Source organism: Neolewinella aquimaris (assembly GCF_014197245.1).
GTDB lineage: Bacteria > Bacteroidota > Bacteroidia > Chitinophagales > Saprospiraceae > Neolewinella > Neolewinella aquimaris.
Genome location: NZ_JACIFF010000005.1, coordinates 13534 through 36935, shown reverse-complemented (window position 1 = coordinate 36935; position 23402 = coordinate 13534). Strand labels below are relative to the sequence as shown.

Genomic DNA, 23402 nt, shown 5'->3' with positions numbered 1-23402 from the left:
GCTCTTACAGAAAAGTACTTTCATGGCAGTTACCAAACCCACCTTAGTCATCCTCGCCGCCGGTATGGGCAGCCGTTACGGAGGCCTCAAGCAGATCGACGGCGTCGGCCCCAGCGAAGAAGGAATCATCGAATACTCGATCTACGACGCCATCCGCGCCGGGTTCGGCAAGGTCGTATTCGTTATCCGCAAAGACATTGAAGCCCCCTTCCGCGAGAAATTCGACGGTAAATTCGGTGACAAGATCGAAGTAGCCTACGCCTTCCAGGGCATGGACAGCTACGTTCCTTCCGACGTCGACCACACCAAGCGCGAAAAGCCCTGGGGCACCACTCACGCCATGCTGGTCGCCAAGGAAGTCACCCATGAACCCTTCGCCGTCATCAACGCCGACGATTACTACGGGACCGAAGCATTCCAGAAAATGGCCTCCTTCCTGGTAGCTGATGCCGACGAGGAAACCTTCGCGATGGTCGGTTACGTGCTCCACCGCACCCTCTCCGATCACGGAACCGTCAACCGCGGCGTAACCGTGGTAGCCGAAGATTACCTGCTCCAGGACGTTAACGAGCGCCTTAAGATCCAGCGCGGCGACGACGACAAGGTCCGCTACCTCGGTGAGGACGGTCACCAGTACGAACTGGCCGACGACAGCGTCGTCTCCATGAACTTCTGGGGCTTCCACCCCTCCATTTTCGACCGCATCCAGAAGGGCTTCGAAGAGTTTGCCCGCGACAACAAGGACAACCCCCGCGCCGAATACCTCATCCCCGAGCTCGTCGACGGCATGATCAAGGACGGCACCGCCAAGGTCAAAGTGCTGGTCAGCGAAGACAAGTGGTACGGCGTCACCTACCAGGAGGACAAGCCCAAGGTACAGGAGGCGTTCGCGATGCTCGTCGCCGAAAATACCTACCCGACCCCCCTATTCTCCTAGTAGATATTCACTCCAGCTGCCCGGATACAGCGCCGGCAGCTCCCCGAAAGCGTAGTAGTACGCCAAAATGTTGTGACAGGCCGTCACGCCGGAGCCGCAGTAGAACACGTTCTGCTGCGGCTCTTTTTTAAGGCCGGCAAAGCGCTCCCGCAGTGCCTCCCGGGACTTAAACTTCCCGTTCTCCAGGTTATCCGGCCACGGCAGGTTGATGGCCCCGGCGATGGCTCCGGCCACCGGGTCGATGTTCTCGTTTTCACCGCGGTAGCGATCCGATGTCCGGGAGTCGATGAGTACGTGCGCTTCGTCGCTCCGCAACCGTTCTACCTGGGCGCGGTCGCAGGTGCGAAGTAATTCCGTAAAAGCAGTGGGATACGGTGGCGCGGGTGTGGCCTGTTCCTGACCCGCCACGATTGGGAGGCCGGCGGTTTGCCAAGCTGGAAATCCTCCGTCGAGTACCGCGACTTTCTCGTGACCGATCCACTTAAGCAACCACCAGGCGCGCGCCGCGATGCCGCCGCCCTTATCGTCGTAGGCGACTACGGGACGATCCGGTGTGAGTCCCAGGGCTGCCATCCGATCGGCAAAAGCCTGCCGGTCCGGTAGCGGGTGACGGCCCGTTTTGCCGGGTATGATTTCACCGGATAGATCGTCGTTGAGGTGGAGGTAGTGCGCTCCGGGAATATGGCCCGCCCGGTAATCTTCCTGTCCTTTGTCCAAGTCGAAAAGGTCGAAGCGGCAATCGAGGAGCAATGGCCTTCGGGGCAGCAGCGCATGAAGTTCGCTAACGGAGATGATGGGCGTGGTCATGCCCCGAAGATAATTATCGCGTCAGCTAATATTCGCGCCAGTGCCTTACCTCGATCTTCATTCGGCCGCCCCCCGCTACCGTGGTGGCCACTTCTCCGAATTCGGGTGCGCGCCACTTGCTCGGAGGGAGCTTTCCGAAGCCGTAGGGCTCGGTGGGTACGCCGATAAAATTTCGATCGAGCGTACCATTGTCATTGAGGTCCTGAAACACGGCAATCACGTAGTCGCCTTCCGTGGGAACCTGTAAAGCGAGCTCGGCGCTTTGGGCGGAGGCAGTCAGCTCCCGGCTAGCGGTAGAGATGGATTCTTCATTCTCGAACCCGTCGGGACTGTCGTATACGGCAACGTACACCTTCCCCCCGGCCGTTGAGCTCAAGATCTCCAGGTCCAGGTGCTGTGGTGCCCCGGCAGTAGTGAGAAGGAACAGGATGGAAAGAAGGTAGTACAAGCGTAATGGTTTGGTGTAGTAAGATAACAAGAGCGAAAACAGTAACGCCCCGTGAAAATGTATTCACGGGGCGTTAAAGCTATCTTATCGTTGTTGCCTTAGGCGGCGCAGTACTTGTCGAACGCCATCTTCAGGTTCTGGGCGATCACTTCGGCCGGGCGACCTTCGATGTGGTGGCGCTCCAGGAAGTGGACCAGCTTGCCGTCCTTGAACAGGGCGATGCTGGGGCTGCTGGGAGGATAGGGCAGCAAGTGCTCGCGGGCCTGGGCCGTAGCGGCCTGGTTGACGCCGGCAAAAACCGTGTACAGGTGATCCGGTTTATGCTCGTTCTGCGCGGCCATTTTCGCACCGGGACGGGCGTTGGCAGCGGCGCAGCCGCAGACGGAGTTAACGACCAGCAGGGCGGTCCCTTCGGTCTTGCCCAGGGCGGCATCTACCTCTTCGGGAGTGGTAAGCGATTCGAATCCGAAATTGGTCAGATCCTTCGACATCGGGATCGTAAGCTCGACGGGGTACATACAGGGTTATTTTCTTGTTGATGGTACAGGTTTCATAATTACACCTGGCTGTGGGGTTTGGTTGTCTGGAGGGTTGTCGGGTTAGGGAGTTGTTGGGTTGTTGGGTTGTGTATCGCCACTCGCTTCGCTCGGGGCGCTACGGTTAAGTATGGGTACAATGCGAACACTTACGGAGCGAAGCGACCCTGGCCACAACTCTCCAATTCACCCACTCACCAATTCACCAATTCACCAATTCACCACCTCAATACTCAAACTCCAGCTTCTCACTCGGGTACCCAAAGAGACAATCCTGCTTAACCAGTTTCGCCACGCGTTCGGGCACCATCTTCTCCCAGCCGTCTTCGCCGTCGCGGATCATGTCGAGCACCTTGCGGGAATAGATGTGCAAGTTTTCAACTTTGTAATTTTCGATGTCGACGATCTGCCCGCTGTCCAGTAGGTGGCGGTAAAGGAACTTGACGCCTTCCGGTATGGGCACGTTCTCGGCAGTCATCAGTTCGGCACTTCCCTCCTGCTGGGCGGGGTAAACGTACAGCTTCACGTTGCGGGTGAAGATCTCCCCGAATGCAGCCAGTAGGCGACCGTCTTGATTGGCGTAGTACTTGTCGCTAATGAGCTGCAGCAGGTCGTTCACGCCCACTACGATGCCGAGCGGCGATACTTTATACAGGGATAAGTATTCGATGAGGTCACCGTAGCGGTGGTAGTTGCTGATCACGACCGTTTGCCCCAGTGCATTGAGTAGCGTTGCGCGGTGCAGGTAATCGCGTTCGTTGAGCTCCGAACTGCCCTGCAGATTATCCATGGTCAGCTCGGTCAGCAGGAAGCTGGTGGAGGGGTCGATGTGCTCCTCCGCCCGGAACTGCTTATACCCTGCGTCGAGCATGTCCGCATTGACGAGGGTGGTCGGTCGGTAGCTGCCCCGTACGACCATCACGGCCTTCTTGTAGAGAAACTCGCTAGGGTGAATGCTGCGGCCCCGCGGATCGAACATTGTGATGTCAGTCAGCGCGTGCTTCACCATCCACAGGCTGAGTAAGCGGTTATCGACGGAAAAGTCCGGCCCGCTCAGTACCATCATGTCTATCGAGATCCGCCCCTTCAGGCTGTCGAGCAGACTTTCCACCAGTGTCTCCGGATCATCGTGCAGGTGATAGGCTCCGTAGATCATATTCACACCGAGGATCCCGATGGCCTGCTGTTGCAACTGATTGTCGTTGTCGAGCATGCGGGCGTGGAGCAGCATATCATTAGCTCCCCCATTCGGCGTGAGCTGAAACCGGAGTCCCAGCCACCCATTCCCGCGAATGGTCCGCGAATAATTAATGGCAGCCACCGTATCGGCAAAGACAAAAAAGTTGGTTTCCGGCCGATCGTGCCGCAACCGGTCCATCATCAAGTCATACTCATGGTCGACCATCTTATGAATACGGCTCTCGCACACATAGCGCCCGCTCGGCTCCGTCCCGTAGATCTGATCGGAGTACACCTTGTCGTAGGCGCTCATCGTCTTGGCGATCGTACCCGCCGCGGCACCCACCTGAAAGAAATGACGGGCTACCTCCTGCCCCGCACCGATCTCCGCAAAGGTGCCGTAGATACGCGGATCCAGATTAATCTCCAGGGCTTTCTGTTCGGTTTCGAGTAGCTGACGCGGCATGAAATGTACAATTTACAATTTCAAATGTACAAGGTACAATTTACGTGGCAGCTTGCCGTGACGGCTACCGAAGCCAGTTCTATAGTCGGCAGACGAGCCTCGTACCTCGGTCGGCCGACGACCTCCCCCACGAGCCCCCATAGCTATCGGGGCGAGCATCCACGGAAGACGAGCGGAGCGAGCTGCCACGCAAATTTGAAATTGTAAATGGTAAATTTGAAATTGTAAATCCTCACCCTCCCAAAAGCCCCGCCAGCACCGCCGCCGCCGCCCACGTCCGATTGTCCGCTTGCCGGAGGACCAGGGAGCGGTCGCTGTCGAGCACACCGTCGGTCACGACGACATTGCGGCGCACCGGTAGACAGTGCATGAAAAACGCGTCGTTGGTGAGGGCCATTTTTTGTTCGCTGACTGTCCAGTCGGGCAGCTGAGCCGTGGCGCCGTAGTCCGTATAGCTCGACCAGTTTTTGGCGTACACGAAGTCTGCCCCGCGCATCGCTTCTTCCTGATTGTGCAGCACCCGCGCCCCCGCCGTAAATTCCGTCGCCAGATCGAAGCCTTCCGGGTTGGCGATCGTGAGATCGACCTCGTCCCACTTGACCATCCACTCGGCGAAGCTGTTGGCTACGGCCTGGGGCAGCTTGCGGGGGTGGGGTGCCCAGGTCAGAACCACCTTGGGCCGGTCGGTCTGGCGGTGCTCGGCGATGGTGACGCAGTCGGCCAGGCTCTGCAGCGGGTGGCGAATGGCGGACTCCAAACTTACCACCGGCACCGTAGCGTACTTCACGAAAGCGTTGATGATACGGTCTTCGTAGTCGGCCGTGCGATCTTCGAGGCCGGGAAAGGAGCGGACGGCAAGGACATCGCAGTACTGACTCAGCACGCCGGCGGCTTCCTTCACGTGCTCCGCGCTATCCAGATTCATCACCGCCCCATCCTCGAATTCGAGTTTCCAGCCGCCGCCCGCGTCCATGGTGATCACCTGAAAGCCCAGTTCGTAGCCGGCCCGCTCGGTGCTGAGGCGGGTGCGCAGGCTGGGATTAAAAAACAGGTTGATGAGCGTCTTACCGTCGGCCAGCTCCCGGTTTTCGTTCCTGGACGCCTTATAGTGGCGGGCTCGATTAACGAGGTCGGGAATGGTAGTGGCGTCGTGTACGGAAAGGAAGTTCTTCATCGGGGCGGGTGCGCGGGTGCAAGGTTTTTGGTAAAAAGCGGGGGAAGTTTGACTTAGCGGAGCGATACTTCCTCGGGGTTCAGTGCCTGCTGAAAGGCTTCGATCATCCGGTCACATTCTTCCCGACATACGTTCAGCGGAGGAAGCAAACGAATGGTATTGGGATCCTTGGCAGAACCGGTGAAGACGTGGTGTTCGAAGAGCAGCCGTTTGCGCAGTTCCCCGATCGGCCCGTTCATTTGTAGTCCGATCATGAGTCCGTGGCCGCGTACCTCGGTAAAGAGACCGCTAGCCTCCAGGGTTTCCATCAAATAATTGCCCTGCGTACGGGTATTTTCTAGTAGGTTCTCTTGCTCGATTACGTCGAGTACGGCAATGCCCGCGGCGCAGGCCAGGTGACTGCCGCCGAAGGTCGTTCCTAACATGCCGCTCTTCGGTTCCAGTTCGGGCGCGATGAGCACTCCGCCGATGGGAAAGCCGTTACCCATCCCCTTGGCGACGGTGATGATGTCGGGCCGCACCTCACTGTGCTGGAAGGCAAAAAACTTACCGCTGCGCCCGTAACCCGACTGCACCTCATCGAGGATGAGCAAGGCCCCGTTGTCGTGACACAGTTCCGGCAGCGCCTCCAAGAAGGCAGCTTCGGGCACGTGAATGCCGCCAATGCCCTGGATGCCCTCGATGATCACGGCCGCCACGTCCCCCTTATCCAGCTCCTCCCGGACGGCAGCGAGATCGTCGAGCTCCAGAAAGGTGATCGGGTAATTGCGGTTGATGGGTGCCTTGATCGCCTCGTTATCGGTAGCATTCACCGCTGCGGAGGTGCGCCCGTGAAAGGCTCCCCTAAAGGCAATGATGCGACTGCGGCCGGTCCGGAAACTGGCCAACTTCAGGGCATTCTCATTAGCTTCGGCACCACTGCTGACCAGGAAAAGCTGGTAGTCATCCAGGCCGGAAAGCCGTCCCAGTTTGTCCGCTAGCTCCTGCTGCAGGGGATTCTCCACGCTGTTGCTGTAGAACCCGATCCTGGCTACCTGGTCTGATATCTTTTTGACGTAGTGGGGATGAGCGTGACCGATGCTGATCACGGCGTGCCCCCCGTAAAAGTCCAGGTAACGCTTACCTTCCTCGGTAAACACGTAGGTACCCTCGCCGCGGACGGGCTCGATGGGATAGAGGGAGTAAACGTCGAAAAGGGTCATGGTAGGTAGTTATTAGCGGCCACTCGGCGGACGAGCCTCGTGCCTCGGTCGGCCGACGAGGTAGTCTAAAACATCGAGGCCTTAAGGTTAAGTCCCAGCTTCTCCGGCAGCCCGAGCGCCAGGTTCATGTTCTGCACCGCCTGTCCGCTGGCCCCCTTGAGGAGATTGTCGATGGCGGTGGTGACGAGCGCCTTGTCGCCGTGCTTTTCCACGTGCACCAGCCCCTTGTTGGTATTGACGACCTGCTTCAGATCGATGGAGTCGTCGGTAACGTGAGTGAAAGCTGCATCGGCGTAGAAGTCGTTGAAGAGTTGTTTCAGTTCCGCTTCGGAGGCAGAAGTGTCAAGGTAAGTGGTAGCAAAGATGCCGCGGGCAAAGGGCCCTCTGACCGGCAGGAAGTTCAGCTTGTCCGTAGCGATGCGACCGACCTGGGCGGCACTGCGACCGATTTCCGCCAAGTGCTGGTGGCTGAAAGCCTTGTATACGCTCACGTTGGCGTTGCGCCAGCTAAAGTGGGTAGTGGGTGAAGGACTTTGCCCCGCTCCGGTACTTCCCGTAATGGCGTTGATGTGCACCTCCCCTTCCGCCAGGCCGGCCGCCGCGAGGGGCAGTAGGGCCAGTTGGATCGCGGTAGCGAAACAGCCGGGATTGGCGATGCGCCGAGCACCCACGATTTTGTCACGGTTGATTTCGGGCAAACCGTACACCCAGCGTTCGTCCATGCGGTAGTCGGTGCTCAGGTCTACCACCAGAAGGTCTTTCTTCGGCCGGCGGGCTTCCACCCAACCGCGGGAGACTCCGTGGCCCATGCACAGAAACACGGCATCTAACTGGTCCAGCATTGCACCTGCGGTCCCGACGAATTGAAGGTCCGTTTCGCCGACGAGGTCGCTGTGCACCTCGCTGACGGCCTTGCCGGCCTGACTGCCGCTTTCCACCACGGCGATTTCTACTTCCGGATGGTGAACGAGCAACCGCAACAGCTCACCCGCCGTGTACCCACCGCCGCCAATTATACCTACGCGGGTCATGCTTTTCCGTTTTGTACCGCGTTGCGGATGCGGCCCGGTACGCTCAGGATCTTGGTGAAACCGCGGACGTCGTCGCCGCTCCAGCCCTTGTTCATCTCGCCATAGCTGCCGAATCCGGCACCCAGCAGGTCGTTGGGCGAGCTGATGCCGTCGAGGGTATAGCGGTGGGGGTGGAGGGTCAGGTGGACCGTGCCGTTGACGGTATCCTGCGAGCTTTCCAGGAAGGCCTCTACGTCGCGCATGACGGGATCGAGAAACTGCCCTTCGTGTAACATCATGCCGTACCAGTTGCTCAGTTGCTCCTTCCAGAAGAGCTGCCACTTGCCGAGGGTGTGCTTTTCGAGCAGGTGGTGGGCCTTGATGATGAGTACGGCGGCCGCGGCGGCAAATCCCACCCGGCCCTTAATGCCGATGATGGTATCGCCCACGTGTACGTCGCGGCCGACGCCAAAGGGAGCGGCCAGTTTTTCCAGCGCGCGGATGGCGGCAACCGGGTCGTCAAACGTTTCCTCGTCGAAGCCAGTAAACTGCCCCTCCGTAAAGTGTAGATCGAGCTTCCGCGCCTCCGTTTCGGTCACCGGCACCGGCCAGGCGTCGTCGGGCAGGGGTTTGTCGCTGGTGAGGGTCTCGGCGCCACCGACGGAGGTTCCCCACAGGCCGGCGTTTATGCTGTACGTGCCCTTCTTTTCGGGCCACTGCAGGCCGTGTTTGGCGAGGTAGTCGACTTCCTCCTGCCGGGAAAGTTTGAGGTCGCGGATTGGGGTGATGATCTCCAGTTCGCGGCCGCTCAGCTCGAAGGCCAGATCGAAGCGTACTTGGTCGTTGCCGGCACCCGTACTACCGTGAGCTACTCCATCGGCACCGATCTCCACGGCGTAGCGGGCGGTGGTCATGGCCTGGAACATGCGTTCGGCGCTGACCGACATCGGGTAGGTCTGGTAGCGGAGGCAGTTGCCGTACACCAGGTAGCGGAGGCACTCTTCGTAGTATTCCCGGGTCACGTCGACGCTGCGGTAGGAGGCGGCGCCCAGGGCAAGGGCCCTTTCTTCCATTTCCGCTAATTCTTCCTTCGAAAAGCCGCCGGTATCCACGGTGAGGGCGTGTACTTCGTAGCCCTTTTCCTCGGTAAGGTACTTGACGCAATAGCTGGTGTCGAGTCCACCGGAGTAGGCGAGTACGATCTTTAATTTCACGGTATATAGTTTAAAAGTCTAGCCTTCGACGATCATGTCGGACAGGTCGACCACCATTTTTCTCGCCTCTACGGCACTGGGGGCCATCATGGCGGTGCACAGGCACATCCGGCGGTGGTTGCGCTCGAGAATATCGTGGTTGGGGCAGGTTTTGCAGCCGGCCCAGAAGGCATCGTCCTGGGTGAGTTCGGAGAAGGTAACGGGCCGGTAGCCGAGGTCGCTGTTGATCTTCATCACGGGTAAGCTGGTCGTGATGCCGAAGATGCGAGCTTCGGGGTACTTCGTGCGCGACAGATTGAAGATGGCCGCTTTGATCCGGCGAGCGAGGCCGTGACGACGGAAAGCGGGATTCACGATCAGGCCGGAATTCGCCACATACTTGCTGTGTTCCCAAGTTTCGATGTAGCTGAAGCCGCCGATCTCCCCATTGACCAGGGCGATGATCGCCTTGCCCGTGAGCATCTTTTCGATCACGTACTCCGGTTTGCGCTTGGCAATACCGGTGCCGCGGGCCTTGGCCGATTCTTCAATAAGGTCACATATTGCCTGCGCGAAAACGGTGTGTTCCGGTTGGGCCACCAGTATCTTGATCTGCATAACTATGGGAAAAGACGACCTTCGATGGAGGTCGGAATGGTAGGATGGGGAGGGTATCGTTGGATCGCCGGTACACAATGACCGATCTCTTCCGGGCCGTAGCGGGAAGCGTATTAAATCCTTCGCCTGAGCAGGCGGATGCGGGGAGATACCGTTAGCATACCACAAAGTTAGGGCTATTTTTTTAAAAGCGTACCATCGAGGGCGGGTACGCAGGAGCAGGCCAATTGGTTTGGCCACCGTAAAAAAGAGCCGGGCCACCAGCTTGGCGACCCGGCTCCCGGTAGTGAACGGTAAGTGAGAAAGAAGCTTACTGCTTGACGATCTGCTTGCTGTACACCTTGCCGTTGATGAGTAAAGACAGGTTGTAAGCGCCCTTGGGAAGCGTGCTTACGTTGAGGGTATTCCGGGCGGCGCCGAACTGGCGACCGCCGACATACCGTCCTTGCATATCGGAAACCAGCACCGTAAAGGTGGTGATTGAGGGGTCGCTATTGATGATGTTCACCACGTCTACCGTCGGGTTCGGGAAGAACTCCAGCGACAGGCCGCTCTGCGCGATGGGTTCCGCCACGGCGACGGAACGGTCCGCACCGTACTCGATGGCGCCGATGTCGGGCATATCGTCGCGCTCGGCCCGGAAGAAGTCAAGTTCGGGCACCAGGGGCCCGGTCGTGCCTGCGTTGATCAGCGGGTTGTTGCCGTCATCGAAGAGCAGGTCTACCTCCGGAAAATCGGTAAAATCACCGAAGGGGTCGGTGAAGATGTCCTCGACATCTACGGTAACATCAACCACGTCTTCCCCGCTCTCTACCGTAATCGGCAGTTGGGGAGTGGGGGTACTGCTGAAGAAGTTGCCGCCGAGCGAAACGACGTTCAGTTCTCCAAATCCGACCGGATCGTTGGCGTCGCCGGTGTTGAACTCAAGGCCGAGGCTTTCTTCATCCACGCCCGACTGGAAGAAGGCGTTGTTTTGGATGGTCAGTCGTACGGAATTGGTGTCGGCGTCGGTGTTGCCGGGCTGATAGATCGCTACAGCGTTACCGGTGGAACCCGGAATGGTATCTACGGCGGGCCGCCCTCCGTCGGTGTTGTCGAAGAAAGTGTTGTTGATCAGGTAGTTGTCCAGTTCCGCACCGAGTACGTTGCTGCCGTTGATGATGATGGCACCACCGCTACCGCCGGTTTCCGCACTGAGTGCGTTGCCGATAAAGATGGAGTTTTTTACCGTCAATCCGGCGGAATTTAGGTTGATCGCGCCTCCCTGCAGGGCCGAGCTGTTGTTGAGGAAGAGGCTTCGCTCTACCAGTAGAGTGGGTTCGCGGTTGACGTCGTAGGAGAATGGCCGGACCGCCACGCCGGCCGTGTCGCGCAGAAGTGTACGTGTGATGTTGATCGCGCCGCCCGCTCCGGAAGTGGAGTTACTGCTGAAGTCGCTATCCGAAATTTTCACTTCTACGCCGTCGACCGCCTGTATGGCACCATCGGCGTCATCGTTGGCCGCATTACCCAGAAAGGTCGAGCTGGTGACGTTCAGGGTGGGTAGAGTGGGCGATCCTCCGGAAACGTAGATTGCCGCGCCGCCGCTGATGAAGTCATCATTGGTAACAACGTTGCCCTGGAAGGTGCAACTGTCGACGTTCAGGGCCGTGGGAAACTCGCCCCCGGTAAGGAAGGATGCGATACCGGCGCCCCGCGCGCTGATTATGCTGTTGATCTTCCCGTTATCGATAAACAGGTTATTAGTGAAATTGAATTTCTTGCCGCCGCCGGCGACGAAGACGGTTCCGGTATTGCCGGCGTTACCGCGGAAAGTGTTGTTTCTGATCTCGGAATCTATCGAGGTAACCCGCATTGCCGCTCCGAAATCATCACCGATCGTATTGCCCGTAAACTCGTTGTCTGCAATGACGGCGGACTCGTTCATGTCGGCCTGAGCCTGGATGTAGAGCGCGCCCCCGCCGAAGGTGCCGCTATTGTCGTTGTTTATGAATTTGTTGCCCGTGATCCGGTAGCTGGTCTGGTCGTTGACGTAGAGCGCGGCCCCGCCGCCATCGATGCTGTTGTTGCCGTCGAATTCGTTGTTGAGCAGTTCGTGTTCGTAGGTCAGCTCATCTTCACTGCCCGACAGCATGTAGATACCGCCGCCATTTGCCGCGAATGCCCCGGTGATTTTCGAGTTGGAAATCCGGCTGCTGGTGTTTTGCAGCCAGATCGCGCCGGCACCAATTTCGGCGGTGACATCCGTGAAGGTGCAGTTGTCGATAACGCAGTCCATAGCGTTTACTTCCCGATCGACGTCGAATTGTGATAAGTTGGAGAAGCCGACCGCTCCGCCCACTAAGTCAGAATACGAATTGCTGAAGCTCGAATTCTTCACCAAGATACCGGTGGCGTTAAGGCTCGTGACACAGGCCCCGAAGGTTCTGTTGGCTACGAGGTAGTTGTCAAAAGAACAACCATCGATGACCAGTCCCGTACCGAAAAGATACTCGATGGCACCCGTAAGTGTGGTGTCGCTGCCGCCCGTAAATGTGCTGTTCAGGTAGGATACGGAGTCGGCTCCGTTAGAAATATGGGCACTGCCTTCATCAATGTAGTTGTCGCTACTACTTACTTCGCTAAGTGTGGAGCCGGTAGCGGTATTGGTGTAAAAGGCCGTAGCCGATCCGAAATTTGCCCGATTGTCCCGGAAGCGCACCCGCGATACCATGGTCTTGGCAAACGATAAGATCCCCCCTCCGGAGTAGGGAACGATTGATCCGCTCCCGGGGAATTCGGTAGTGATGACTCCATTGGCGATGGTAAATCCGTCAAGGGTTACCATAAACTGGCTGGTTTCAGCCGTGTCGATGATCGCAAGCACCCGGTTGTTGTCCGCCATAAGGGTAGTATCGTAAGTGCCCGAGGGATCATTCCCCATCACATCACCGCTGAGAATGGTTTCGTTGGCGGTGGGATCCGCCTCGTCCAGGCTGGTTTCCCCGCCGGCGAAACCACCGTACAGCGACATTTCCCGATCGATAAAGAAGGAACTGGAGTCGGGAGTCACGTAGCGTCCCGCGGCAACCCACAGGGTACTACCTGCATCGGCACTATCAATGGCCATGTTGAGGTCGGTGTAGGCATTTTCCCAGGATGTCCCATCGGCGGTGCCGGTAGCCGCTACGTTGACGTAAACCACCTGGGCGTTACCTACCGCCACTGCGACGAACAGGCAAAAGAGGAGTAAATAATGCTTCATGAATGTGTAGTTAGAAAGTGTCGGAGGGACCGGTCGGAAATTAGGCAAACCGTAATTTCATCCAGCGGAAATTGCGCCACAACGCTAAGCAATAAAACTTACTCCGCCCGTAACAAAGCGGACAAATATAGCGATTTGCCCAAATTAAAAAGCCAGCCTCCCCGGACGGGAAGGCTGGCTGACTGTAAGCTGGTAGACCCACAAGGACTCGAACCTTGAACGACAGAACCAAAATCTGTTGTGTTGCCAATTACACCATGGGTCTGAGTGCCGTTAGCGGCCGCAAATATACGGTGGCGTAGAATATCTCACAAGCACACGCCTATTTTTGTAACTCCTCCCGCACCGTGGAAGTTGCGTAGGCGGTATAGCGAAAATCTCCCCCGCAGGTCCATTCGAGGAGTTGGCAGCCGGGGGCCCGATCTACCATGTGGAATTCATCCGCCGCGGGATCGATGTAAAAACTGGTGGGGGGGCAGAGGTAAACGTCCAAATTTCCGTGACTTACCGTGCGGACGGAGTGATAATGGCCGCAGAACACCCGTCGGCGAATCCCGTCGCCCATGATCAGGTGCAGCAGCCGCTCCGTGTCGCGCAGTGGATACTTGGCATCCATGAAGCGCACACCCAGTGCGATCGGGGGATGATGAATGACGATGTCGGACTGCGGATGTTGTGCTAGCGCACCGGCAAGCCAGTCTAACTGTCTTTCGTCCACGAACCCCGGGCTTGAGTCAAGGAAGAGGAACGTGCGATCCTTAACCTGTACCAGGTCGCAGATTCCTTCATTTCCCCGGCCCGGTAGTTGAAACGCATTCCGCATCATTTGCCTCCCATCGTGGTTGCCGGCGGTGAGGTAGTAGGGGGCGGGCAGTTGGTCGAGGCGGTCGCGGAGCCGGTGGTAAACCTCCTGCACCGGTTCGTGGGCGCAAAAATCTCCGGTAAAGAAGTACGCGTCCGGGTCCAGCTCTTCGGCTAACTGAAGCACGTCTTCGAGTCGGGTGTTTACATCAAGACCCATCAGGGCTTGGCCGGGGGCAAGCAAATGAGGATCGGTTATTTGAACGATGCGCGACGACACGATCGAATTTTTAGGTGGTGGATGGTAAAATAACAAAAGCGACCTCCCCGCTAGTACGGAAAGGTCGCTTTAATTACGTCGTCGAGCCGTTTATGCCAGTTTCCGGTACAGAAACAGGAGGACAATAGCACCAAGTACGGCGATCAGGATGGAACCGATGTTGAATCCGTCAACGCCGCCAAAGCCGAGGGCGCCGCCAATGAAGCCGCCGATCACTGCACCGACGATGCCGATGAGGATGGTGACGATCCACCCACCGGGATCCGGACCGGGCATGATCCATTTGGCGAGAGCGCCGGCCACGAGGCCAAGTAAAATCCAGGCGAGAATACCCATAAAGCGTGTATTTGTTGTTTTGATGAAATTGTACTGCTTAGTAGCCAGAAAATAGGGTATTTGTTCGCAATCCGTCAAATAAGGATTCAAACGGGAAGACATTTTTGGCTATCGGAGGGCAATTTTTACCCATCTCCTACCCTCAGAAGCCGATTCGTGTACCGATCAGCGGCGTTACCTTTAGGCCTTGCCGCAACGCACCGCCCCGATCATCTTACTTCTGCCATGCGCCGATTTCTCTCTCTTTTCCTGCTGCTTCCACTCAGCGTAGCTGCACAGACTACGCTCGGGCTCTCCGCACACTACCCCTTTGAGAGCAACCTCGGCGACGCCAGCGGCGAATCCTCCAACCTTGGCGTACCGGCGGGTGCCGTAGATTTTGACTGTGGGGTGATCGGACAGGCCCTCAACCTGGGCGGAACGGAAGATTTTGTACGCATTCCGGGAGGAGCGACCAACAACGTCAACCGGGAATTTGATGATGAGGACTTCACCCTCAGCCTCTACTTCAAATCTACCGGGAGCGGCGGCAACCAGTACCTGATTGCCAAACGCGATACCAACTGTGCCGATCAACAATATTTCTTCCTTCGCTACGCACCCGCGATGCGTACGCTAGAGGCGACCCTGCGGCAGGGCAACGAAGCGGCCTCCCTAACCCATGTCATCACCAACACTTCCTGTTGGCAGCACGTGGTGTTGGTGCGGGAGAACACCCGCTTACGCCTCTACCTGAACGGCGACGAAGTAGCCGATGTCCTTACCAGCAACCGCATTAACATAGACAACGCCGGAGACCTGCTCATCGGCAACGCTGCCTGCCCGGAGGCCGGTAGCAGCCCCTTCGCCGGACTGATCGACGAGATCCGCATCTACGGCCGTGCCCTGCCCCCCGCGGAGGTGCGTGAGCTGTACGTGTTTCCCGACCGGATTCTCACTCCCCCTACCCTACTTTTTCTCAGCGAGAGCATCGACATCAGCCTCAACAGCAACTGCGGTACCGCCTTCAGCTGGACCCCCCAGGCGGGCGTAGACGCTCCAACCGATGCCGAGCCGACCATCACCCCCGTGGCGGCCGGCCGCCGGGTCTTCCGGGTCCGGATCACGGACGACGTCAGCAGCTGCGTGGCTACCGATAGTATCGCGCTGCAGGTGATCGATCCCAATTCCCTGGATTGCAACCAGTTGTTCCTACCCAAAGCGTTTACGCCAAATGGGATCGGCCCGGTCGCAAACGAAACTTTCGGAATCTCCAACCCCTTTGCGGTACCCGATTTGATCACCTTCGAGATCTATGACCGCTACGGCGGACAAGTATTCCGCACCGACGATGCCTTTGCCCGCTGGGATGGCAGTTTTCGCGGTCAACCGGTCAATCCCGGAGTGATGGTCTGGCGGGTGGTATACCGTTGCGAAGATCAGGAGCTGGTCCGCAGTGGAAGCGTTACGATTCTGCGATAGCGGAACCGGAGGACGTGCAATTGAACTACTTTGCTCCGCCGTGGATGCCCAGCCGTGCTGCTTGCGGATTATTCATTGCACCCGCGCGCCCGCCCAGGAAGTTTGCAGGAATTGGTTCAGTCGAACGATTCGGCGCGCAGCAGCCGCCTCCCCCACAGCAACACCTGGAAGCCGTAGGTAGTGAGCCAGAGCAAAAGCACCGTATAGGAAAGTGACTGGACGCCCGCGTACCATTCCCGGTTGCGAAGGTCTACAAACAAGTAGTTGTAGCTGATAAAATCGCTCACCGCGAGGATGGCATAGGCGATCACGAACAACATGCTCCCCTTCAATAATTTACGCAGGTACCAGAGAAGACGGGGCAGGCTCCGGCGACGAAGTTGCGCACGTTTGCGGCGTAGATACTGGTAGGCAAAAATGATGTAGGCCGGCCAAATAATCAGGTAAAGGGCCTGCTCCAGTCCTCCGTAGAAAGGACTGTAAAAGTACCTTCCTTCCGGCCGGCGAAAACTGGGAACCACCCAGAGCGAAACAAAAAACAGCAACTGGGCCAGGGGGAAGATGAAGTGCTTGAGGTCAGTCCACCGGAGGCGGTAGTGAGGGTACAGGCTCAACTTCACGTGAAAGAACAGCAGTACCGGCAACCAGAGCGTGAAGTAAATGGGGAGAAATTCCAACGCGGGGTGCCGGTCGGTGAGCCCCGAGAAGAGCAACAGAAAGTGCAACTGGGTGAGTCCGCCGGCGATCAGTAAGCCGCCGTAGAGCCGGTTGGCCCGCATCTCTCCGCTGCGCTTCAGGAAGAACAGCGCGCCAATACCGATGGCCGCCAGTAAACTGACGGCCATCAGGGCAACGGGCAGGTAAAAGCTGATGAGGCGGGCGGCGTTCATGCGGCGAAGGTAGGCTGTTATACCCCTACCTTGCCAGCCTTCAGGTCGCGGAAAAAGCATTTGAGATACTTGGTGATCTCGCGCTTGCTCTTGTCGGAAAGCAGCTCGTTGTCAGTAACCTGCTGCATTAGGGGGTCTTTGAGTATCATGAACTCCGCGGCGGTGGATTCGATATTGGGAATGGACTCGAAATCCCAGACGAACTGCCGCTCGGTCAAACACATCTTGCTGTAGGTGGGATTGACCAGGCCGCTGAAGTCGAAGTCGTAGGGTACGGCAGTGAAGCGTCCGTTTTCCGTACGCATCATTTTCAGGTTGCGGTTCATGCGGGTACTGAAGTCCGCGTTGCCGATCATGTACTGGAACAGCGTGACGCGTTCGATGTTATCGTAATTGTCCAGCGGGGTGGCGTAGCAGTCGCTGCAGTTGTTTGCGCCCAGGCGGTCCTTCAGCTCATCGGTGTCCTCGATCAGGATGGCGTAGCCGGTGGAGGTGCTGCCGTCGGCGGTATTGACGTATATGATGGTGAGCAGTTTGGTACGGAAGCTGGCTCCCGGGTCCACGGTGCGGTACAGGTCGTAGGCCAGCTGCTCGCGCAGGATGGCGTCTTGCCCGTCCTCATCGTCGGTGCAGTGGGTGACGAGTTTGTAGTCGTTGTGGGTATTGAGGCCGGCGTTGCGGAGCAACTCTTTGTCAAACTGCAACTTGATGGGCGGCATAGCGCAGGTGCGGCGACGGTACCGACCGCGAACCGAGATGTCGACGGTGAAGTGGATGCCGTTGTCTACGACGGTACCGCTGATCTCGTTGTTGGTGAAGCGGTTGGCTTCCAGGCTATCGAAGTCGAGGTGCAGTTCGATGGTTTTATCAGCCGTGTGGCTCCAACGATCGAAGATGCTCTCCCCCTTCTTCGCAGAAAGCGGTGCCGCAGCGAAGACGACGAGAAGGATGATGAAAAGGGTGGAAGAGCGTGACATGGTAGTAATTGCTGAGTGGTTGGTGAACTAAAGACGGAACTGAATCCGCGGGGTTGCAAGTCGAATTGTGGTGATTAATCCCTTTTTCGAGCTGATGTAACTAAAGTCGTCCTTTTTTATGCTTCTGTCAACTTAGTTCGAGCACTCCTAGGAATGCATCGACGAATGCTTGTAGACTACCACGAACGCAGCGTACATTCGACGGAAACCCGATTTTCCCTTGCTCAGCGGACCTTTGCTACTTCTGGCTATTCTCGCCTCCATTGCCTTTATCGTACTGGGCAGTACCCGGCTGGGGTGGCATCCTTTCTTCTGTTTGTTGCTGGCTACCGTCGGACTGGGGCTCGTTATCGGCTTTGCTCCGCTGGAGGTGATCGAACTGGTCCGTACGGGATTCGGAAGCCTGTTGGGCTCCGTCGGGCTGCTCATCGTGCTCGGCAGCATCATCGGGGTGGCGCTGGAGCGATCGGGGGCGGCCCGCCGCATTGCTGATCTGCTGATTGGTGATGGGGGGCGGCCCGGACTAAGGTTGACGACCCTGGGGGCGGTGGTATCGGTACCCGTATTCTGTGACAGCGGCTACATCATTCTGGCCGGCCTGTTGCCCGCCCTGGCCGCACGCTCGGGTAAGCCGGTAGCGGTGCTGGCCCTGAGTCTGGCCGGGGGGCTTTACCTGACCCATACGCTCATGCCGCCCACCCCCGGCCCGCTGGCGGCGGCGGCAAACCTGGGCGCTACTGATAGCCTGGGCACGATCATGCTGCTGGCGGCGATCGTTTGCGTGCCGGTCTTACTCATCATTTGGCGCACAGCGGCTTACCTGGGTGCAAACGTGGTGGCCGTACCACCGACCCCCGCCGACGCCGACTCTACGACCAGTATGCCCACCGCCACGGCGAGTCTGCTGCCGCTACTGGTACCGGTGCTACTGATTGCCCTGGGATCTCTGCTACGGTTGTTAACGACGGAAGAATACGGCCTGCTCTATTTCCTGTTCGACCCCACCGTGGCACTTCTCGTCGGCTGCGGACTGGCCCTTCGCCTGCCCCACGCCGGCGACCGTCCGGGCTGGATCGGTAGCGCTCTCGGCCTTGCGGGTCCCATCCTCATCATTACCGGTCTGGGGGGTTCCTTCGGGGCGGTCCTCAAGGCCTCGACCCTTGCTGCCGACATCGCTGGCTGGATGGAAGGGGAAGCGGTCTCCGGCACCTCTCTTCTCCTGCTGGGATTTGGCGTGGCGGCCCTGCTCAAAACGGCGCAGGGAAGCAGTACGGGTGCCCTGGTCATCGCCTCTTCCGTATTATTTCCCCTGCTCCCGCTTGCCGGTCTTACCGGGGAAGTAAACCTGGCCCTGATGACCCTGGCCATCGGCGCGGGTGCCATGACGGTAAGTCACGCCAACGACAGCTACTTCTGGGTCGTTACCCGTTTCGCCGGCATCCAGGTCGGAGATGCCTATCGATCCTATACGGTGCTTACGGGCGTAATGGGACTCGCTAGTTTCGCAGTGGTTTTAGTGATGTACTGGATAAGTGGATTGGTAGGGTAAGTGGAGGAGTGGATGGGTGCCGAGCCAACCCGATAACCCAACAACCCAACAACTAAAAAACCTTCTCGTACAGCTCTTTTTTCAGCTCCGCCGCGGGTGTCCGGTCTTCCAGGATTTCGAAGATGTTCCGCTTAATGGTATGGGCGATATCGCCGGTGGGTAGATCGTTGCAGTCGAGGCCGAAGGGGTCCTCAATTTCCTCCCCCATGAGTTCTACGCCAATGAGCGCGAAGGCGATTAGCATGGCCAGGGGAATGGTGCCCCAGCCGAACTGCTGGGATAGGCCGAAGGGCAGGAGAGCTGCATACGCCGTAACAAACACTTTGAGGTAAACGGTATAGCTGAAGGGGATCGGTGTCTTCTTAATGCGCTCGCAGGCTCCCAGAATATCGAGTAGGCTCTGGTGCTGGGCTTTGATGTTGATGTAATCGCCCTCGTTGATGTCGCCCTTCCGGTGCGCTTCGGCGATGCGCTGGAAGATGCGCAGGGCGATGAAGTTCGGTATGTGGTCCTTGGTTTCGTAGTAGGCCTGCTCTTCGGGATGGAGGTACACCAGCTTGTCGACCTTCGTTCCCTGCCGGAGGTGCTCGGGGAGGGCTAGACAGAAGTTGGCAATGTGCTTGGCCATAAAGCGGCGGATGGACAGGTCGGACTCCGGCCACATGCTGTCAACGTAGATTGCCATATTCCGGCTATTGTTAACCAGGGCACCCCATTGCTTACGGGCTTCCCACCAGCGATCGTAGGCCGTGCTGGTTCTGAACCCGAGAAAGATCGACAGAATCACGGCCAATAGGGAAAAGACCGTGCTATCTACCTGCAGGTACCGGTGAAGGTCAAACCACTTGATCACGGCAATAACCAGTATGGAGTATCCCCCCAGCAGCGCGACGGCCATCAGGATCCGCCGCATGGTGTAGCTGGAGGTTAAGTGGGTAACGTGGCCGAACCAGCTGCCGTTGGATTTATAAATGATCATGTTCTGCGGCTTTAATTTGGAAAATTGGATGGTATGTACTACAACCGTCCAACGGGTACCGACCGGGTGTACCTACAGTTTCACCACCTCCGCCGCCATCGTTTTCCGGCCCAGGTCGATTTGCAATTTAGTACCCACCTTCTGGTAACCATCTTTCACGTACCCCAGTCCCAGGGGATAATCAAGGCTCGGCGCGTGGGTCCCACTGGTCACCTCGCCGATTCGCTCGCCCGCCTCGTTGAGGATGGGATATCCGTGGCGGGCAGACCGACGATCGTGAATCCGGAAGGCGACCAGCCGGCGGGTAATGCCCTCCTGCTTCTGCTTCACCAGAAAATCCTTTCCCACGAAGTCGTCGCCGCTCAGTTTAGTGATCCAGCCGAGACCGGCCTCTAGAGGGGATGTGGTGTCGTCGATGTCGTTGCCGTACAGACAGTAACCCTTTTCCAGGCGCAGGGTGTCGCGTGCACCCAGTCCGGCCGGGATCAATCCGTGGGGCTTACCTACCCGCAAGATCGCGTCCCAGGCAGCCTTTGCGCGGTCGGCGTCCAGGTAAAGCTCAAAGCCGCCGGAACCGGTGTAGCCCGTCGCGGAGATGATGACGTTGTCGACGCCAGCCAGCGCCCCGCGCACGAAACTGTAGTAAGGAATGGCGGCCAGATCTACATCCGTAAGCGGCTGCAAGATCTCGGCGGCCTTCGGCCCCTGTACGGCCAGCAAGGCGGTGCGGTCGCTGATGTCAAGCATTTCCGCGCCGAAGGTGTTGTGCTGCTCGATCCAGTCCCAGTCCTTCTGGATGTTGCTGGCGTTGACGACGAGCATGTAGCTGGGGTGATCGCTACTCATGCCCATCCTGGGGTTCGGCGGCAGGTGGTACACCAGGAGGTCGTCCACAATGCCCCCTTCGGGTCGGGGGAGGCAACTGTACTGGGCCTGCCCGGCGGAGAGCTTCCGGACGTCGTTGCTCGTTACGTACTGAACCAGCTCCTGCGCGCCCGCCCCCCGGATGATGAATTCTCCCATGTGGGAAACGTCAAAAATGCCGGCCGCCTCGCGGACTGCCCGGTGTTCGTCCTTGAGGGAGGTGTAGGTCAGGGGCATCTCAAAACCTGCGAAGTTGACGAGCTTGGCGTCAAGGAGGCGATGGGTTTCGGTCAGGGGAGTGGTCTGCATTATAGAGTGGTTAGCTTACGGGTAGATACACCCGGAACACGGTGCCCCGCGGCTGGTTGTCCCGGAGCTCGATCTGCCCGCCGTGTTTGTCGATGATCTGTTTGACGATAAAGAGGCCCAGGCCGGTGCCCTTGGTGCTACGGGTATCCTCGTTGCCGACGCGGTAAAACTTGGCCCACACCCGCCGCTTTTCGTGGTCGGGGATGCCCAGGCCGTTGTCCTTTACGGTCCAGACGATCTCGCTTTCGCCCCCGCGCTGCAGGCTGGTGTAAATAATGGGCTCGGGTTGGCTGTACTTGGCGGCGTTCTCCAGCAGATTGACCACGACGCTGGTGAGCCCCTGGCGGTCGCCGGAAATGAGGGGAATGTCGGGCTCAATGTCGACGTTCACCTTGGCACCCCGGTACTTCATCACGACGCGGTCGGCGGCATCCTGCACCAGCTCACCGAAGTCGATGGGCTCCCGGTTGAGCTGGTACATGCTCTCCAGTTTGGCACTAAGCAGCAGGTCATTGACCAGGGCGGTCAGGCGGTCGGTTTCGGCCAGGGCATTGGTACTTAGCTTCTGCTGGATTTCAGGCTTGAGTTCGCGGCGCTTCTGGAAGGTCTCCAAAATGAGGCGGATGCCGGCCAGCGGAGATTTAAGTTCGTGGGTGATGCTCAGCAGAAAGTTGCGTTGCTGCTCGGCGGCGCTGATCTCCTTCCCCAGGTTGCGGAACAACAGGTAGATTCCTCCGATCAGGCTCAGCACCAAAAATACCGCCTCCCCCAGAATCATCCGCTGCTGCCGCTCGAAGCGGTCGGTAAGCAGCATATAATTTTCGGTTTCCCGAAACTCGCTGGCCCGCTCGATTTTTTTCTGCACCGCCAGTTCGATCGCCAGTTTATCGACCCGGGCGATGTGGGCCTCCTCATTCTTGCGGAGCAATAGGATGCACCACCAGCCGAAGGCCAGCAACATGTAGGCGATAATGACGTAGCTGATGGGGGGGAGTCGCCGCATCCGCTAGTTGAAGAAGGAGTCGTACTGGTTGGAGCTGCCCGTTTGCCGCTGCCGTTCGGCGATCGGCGCGTCGAGGTCCAGTACGTCGCTGTCGTTGTTGGCCTGCAGGAGTAGGTTCGTCTTTTCCTCGCCGAGCAGCAGGCTGTTGGATTCCTTTTCCCACTCTTCGAGCATATTGAGGCCTTCTTCTTCGAATACTCCGTTTTGGAGGTCGACCGAGTCCATAAAGTTGGCCGACACTTCCATGAAGCGTTCCATTTCGCCCACCTTGTTGGCAACGTCCTCGGTGATGCTCTCCATGGCCATATCGAACATGGCCCGCTGGTCGGGGTCGCCCTGAATGACGCTCATGGCGGAGGTCATCGCACCGTGGCTGGCGTGGATCGCCTTGCGCTCCTGTTCCTTCACGGCTACCTGGTCCTTGATGTCTTCGGCCAGGATGGAGCTGTTCTCGTACATCTTGGTGAGCACCCGGTAGAGGACCTCCATCTTTTTGTAGAGCTCCTCGAGTTTGATGTTGCTGTCCTTCAGGCGGCCGGCGCGGCGGCTCTTCAGGATCATCACGTTGCGCTTGTTGGTTTCCTTGGCTTTGCCGGCGATTTTGAGGTTGCTGCTGATCTCGCGCTCGTTGTTCACGATCACTTCCTTGAGCTTATGCATTTGCGCGCGCAGCTGGCTGATCTGCTTGTTCATCTTGCGCAGGTTGCCCTGGAGTTCGTCGACGTAGGTCTTCAGGATACCGATCGGATCGATCTGGACGAACATTCCCGTTATGGCCCGCATCACGCTTTTGTACATATAGAACACCAGGTTACGCGTCTTGGGATCCGCGATCATGTAAATGAGTCCGAGCACAATGAGCCCGGCTACGACCAGCCCAATGGTCGTACTGATGAAGCTCAGGATGGCGGCGCCGAAAGTAACGGCAACAAAGCCCAGCACCCCGACGAGGGCCACCAGGAAGAGTAGGCCGGTGACGCCCTCGGGTCGCTTCCAGAAGGATTTTGGTTTCATCTGTGGTGCTTCCATATTCATATCGTTTTGGGGCCGTCGTCAAAGATAACGGTCAGGCTCGCGATTACAAAGGCCGGAGGGGCCCCGCAAGTTTTCGGCCCTCGACCAGTATCCCTAATTTATCG

The 23402-nt window shown here is 58.1% G+C and carries 21 protein-coding genes and 1 tRNA gene; 3 read left to right on the top strand and 19 right to left on the bottom strand.

Annotated features, from left to right (window positions below; all coding sequences use genetic code 11):
• The first annotated feature begins 22 nt into the window (after positions 1–22).
• Entirely contained in the window at positions 23–937 is a 915-nt protein-coding gene (locus tag GGR28_RS10375) for a nucleotidyltransferase family protein (RefSeq protein ID WP_183495724.1), read from the top strand.
• Here the strand turns inward: GGR28_RS10375 and GGR28_RS10370 are convergent.
• From GGR28_RS10370 to GGR28_RS10310, 13 genes are all read right to left on the bottom strand, one after another.
• Positions 926–1744, bottom strand: a complete 819-nt coding sequence (locus GGR28_RS10370; protein ID WP_183495723.1) for a sulfurtransferase — start codon at positions 1742–1744, stop codon at positions 926–928. The two genes, GGR28_RS10375 and GGR28_RS10370, sit on opposite strands and share 12 nt — an antisense overlap.
• Before the next feature lie 25 nt (positions 1745–1769).
• On the bottom strand, positions 1770–2192 hold the full coding sequence (locus GGR28_RS10365) for a DUF2141 domain-containing protein (RefSeq protein ID WP_183495722.1): 423 nt from the start codon (positions 2190–2192) through the stop codon (positions 1770–1772).
• Between the two features lie 98 nt (positions 2193–2290).
• A complete protein-coding gene (locus GGR28_RS10360) occupies positions 2291–2710 on the bottom strand; it encodes a BrxA/BrxB family bacilliredoxin (RefSeq protein ID WP_183495721.1) in 420 nt (139 codons plus the stop codon).
• A gap of 244 nt (positions 2711–2954) precedes the next feature.
• On the bottom strand, positions 2955–4373 hold the full coding sequence (locus tag GGR28_RS10355) for a TonB-dependent receptor (RefSeq protein ID WP_183495720.1): 1419 nt from the start codon (positions 4371–4373) through the stop codon (positions 2955–2957).
• 232 nt (positions 4374–4605) lie between these two features.
• Positions 4606–5547 carry an N-acetylornithine carbamoyltransferase gene (locus tag GGR28_RS10350; RefSeq protein ID WP_183495719.1) on the bottom strand — a complete coding sequence of 314 codons (942 nt, stop codon included), beginning with the start codon at positions 5545–5547 and terminating at the stop codon, positions 4606–4608.
• Between the two features lie 53 nt (positions 5548–5600).
• Positions 5601–6749 carry an aspartate aminotransferase family protein gene (locus tag GGR28_RS10345; protein WP_183495718.1) on the bottom strand — a complete coding sequence of 383 codons (1149 nt, stop codon included), beginning with the start codon at positions 6747–6749 and terminating at the stop codon, positions 5601–5603.
• 65 nt (positions 6750–6814) lie between these two features.
• The gene (gene argC, locus GGR28_RS10340; protein ID WP_183495717.1) at positions 6815–7780 is read right to left on the bottom strand and encodes an N-acetyl-gamma-glutamyl-phosphate reductase; all 966 of its coding nucleotides are present in this window, start codon (positions 7778–7780) and stop codon (positions 6815–6817) included.
• Positions 7777–8973, bottom strand: a complete 1197-nt coding sequence (locus GGR28_RS10335) for an argininosuccinate synthase (protein WP_183495716.1) — start codon at positions 8971–8973, stop codon at positions 7777–7779. The genes argC and GGR28_RS10335 overlap by 4 nt, the downstream gene beginning before the upstream one ends.
• 18 nt (positions 8974–8991) lie before the next feature.
• Complete coding sequence (locus GGR28_RS10330; RefSeq protein WP_183495715.1) at positions 8992–9570, bottom strand: GNAT family N-acetyltransferase; 579 nt, start codon at positions 9568–9570, stop codon at positions 8992–8994.
• A 310-nt stretch (positions 9571–9880) separates the two neighbouring features.
• Positions 9881–12814: a right-handed parallel beta-helix repeat-containing protein gene (locus GGR28_RS10325; RefSeq protein ID WP_183495714.1), complete on the bottom strand. Its 2934-nt coding sequence runs from the start codon at positions 12812–12814 to the stop codon at positions 9881–9883.
• Positions 12815–13004: 190 nt separating this feature from the next.
• Positions 13005–13079, bottom strand: a tRNA-Gln gene (locus tag GGR28_RS10320).
• A gap of 57 nt (positions 13080–13136) precedes the next feature.
• On the bottom strand, positions 13137–13895 hold the full coding sequence (locus GGR28_RS10315; RefSeq protein WP_183495713.1) for a metallophosphoesterase: 759 nt from the start codon (positions 13893–13895) through the stop codon (positions 13137–13139).
• Between the two features lie 90 nt (positions 13896–13985).
• Positions 13986–14231 carry a GlsB/YeaQ/YmgE family stress response membrane protein gene (locus tag GGR28_RS10310; protein ID WP_183495712.1) on the bottom strand — a complete coding sequence of 82 codons (246 nt, stop codon included), beginning with the start codon at positions 14229–14231 and terminating at the stop codon, positions 13986–13988.
• 225 nt (positions 14232–14456) lie between these two features.
• On the opposite strand from GGR28_RS10310, the gene GGR28_RS10305 reads away from it, so the two are divergent.
• Positions 14457–15692, top strand: coding sequence for a LamG-like jellyroll fold domain-containing protein (locus GGR28_RS10305; RefSeq protein ID WP_183495711.1), 1236 nt, complete (start codon positions 14457–14459; stop codon positions 15690–15692).
• A gap of 116 nt (positions 15693–15808) precedes the next feature.
• Here GGR28_RS10305 and GGR28_RS10300 read toward each other — a convergent pair whose 3' ends face one another.
• Both GGR28_RS10300 and GGR28_RS10295 read right to left on the bottom strand, forming a co-directional pair.
• Positions 15809–16582 (bottom strand): hypothetical protein, encoded by a 774-nt coding sequence (locus GGR28_RS10300; RefSeq protein WP_183495710.1) that lies wholly within the window; start codon positions 16580–16582, stop codon positions 15809–15811.
• Between the two features lie 17 nt (positions 16583–16599).
• Positions 16600–17559: a CotH family protein gene (locus GGR28_RS10295; RefSeq protein ID WP_183495709.1), complete on the bottom strand. Its 960-nt coding sequence runs from the start codon at positions 17557–17559 to the stop codon at positions 16600–16602.
• A 220-nt stretch (positions 17560–17779) separates the two neighbouring features.
• Here GGR28_RS10295 and GGR28_RS10290 point away from each other — a divergent pair, with 220 nt between their 5' ends.
• The gene (locus tag GGR28_RS10290; RefSeq protein ID WP_183495708.1) at positions 17780–19108 is read left to right on the top strand and encodes a GntP family permease; all 1329 of its coding nucleotides are present in this window, start codon (positions 17780–17782) and stop codon (positions 19106–19108) included.
• A 52-nt stretch (positions 19109–19160) separates the two neighbouring features.
• Here the strand turns inward: GGR28_RS10290 and GGR28_RS10285 are convergent, their stop codons facing one another.
• The 4 genes from GGR28_RS10285 to GGR28_RS10270 form a co-directional block, all read right to left on the bottom strand.
• Positions 19161–20087, bottom strand: a complete 927-nt coding sequence (locus tag GGR28_RS10285) for a bestrophin family protein (protein WP_183495707.1) — start codon at positions 20085–20087, stop codon at positions 19161–19163.
• A gap of 72 nt (positions 20088–20159) precedes the next feature.
• Entirely contained in the window at positions 20160–21260 is a 1101-nt protein-coding gene (gene gcvT / locus GGR28_RS10280) for a glycine cleavage system aminomethyltransferase GcvT (protein WP_183495706.1), read from the bottom strand.
• Positions 21261–21270: 10 nt separating this feature from the next.
• A complete protein-coding gene (locus tag GGR28_RS10275) occupies positions 21271–22263 on the bottom strand; it encodes a sensor histidine kinase (RefSeq protein WP_221233862.1) in 993 nt (330 codons plus the stop codon).
• A gap of 3 nt (positions 22264–22266) precedes the next feature.
• Positions 22267–23292 (bottom strand): hypothetical protein, encoded by a 1026-nt coding sequence (locus GGR28_RS10270; RefSeq protein WP_183495705.1) that lies wholly within the window; start codon positions 23290–23292, stop codon positions 22267–22269.
• Positions 23293–23402: the final 110 nt, after the last annotated feature.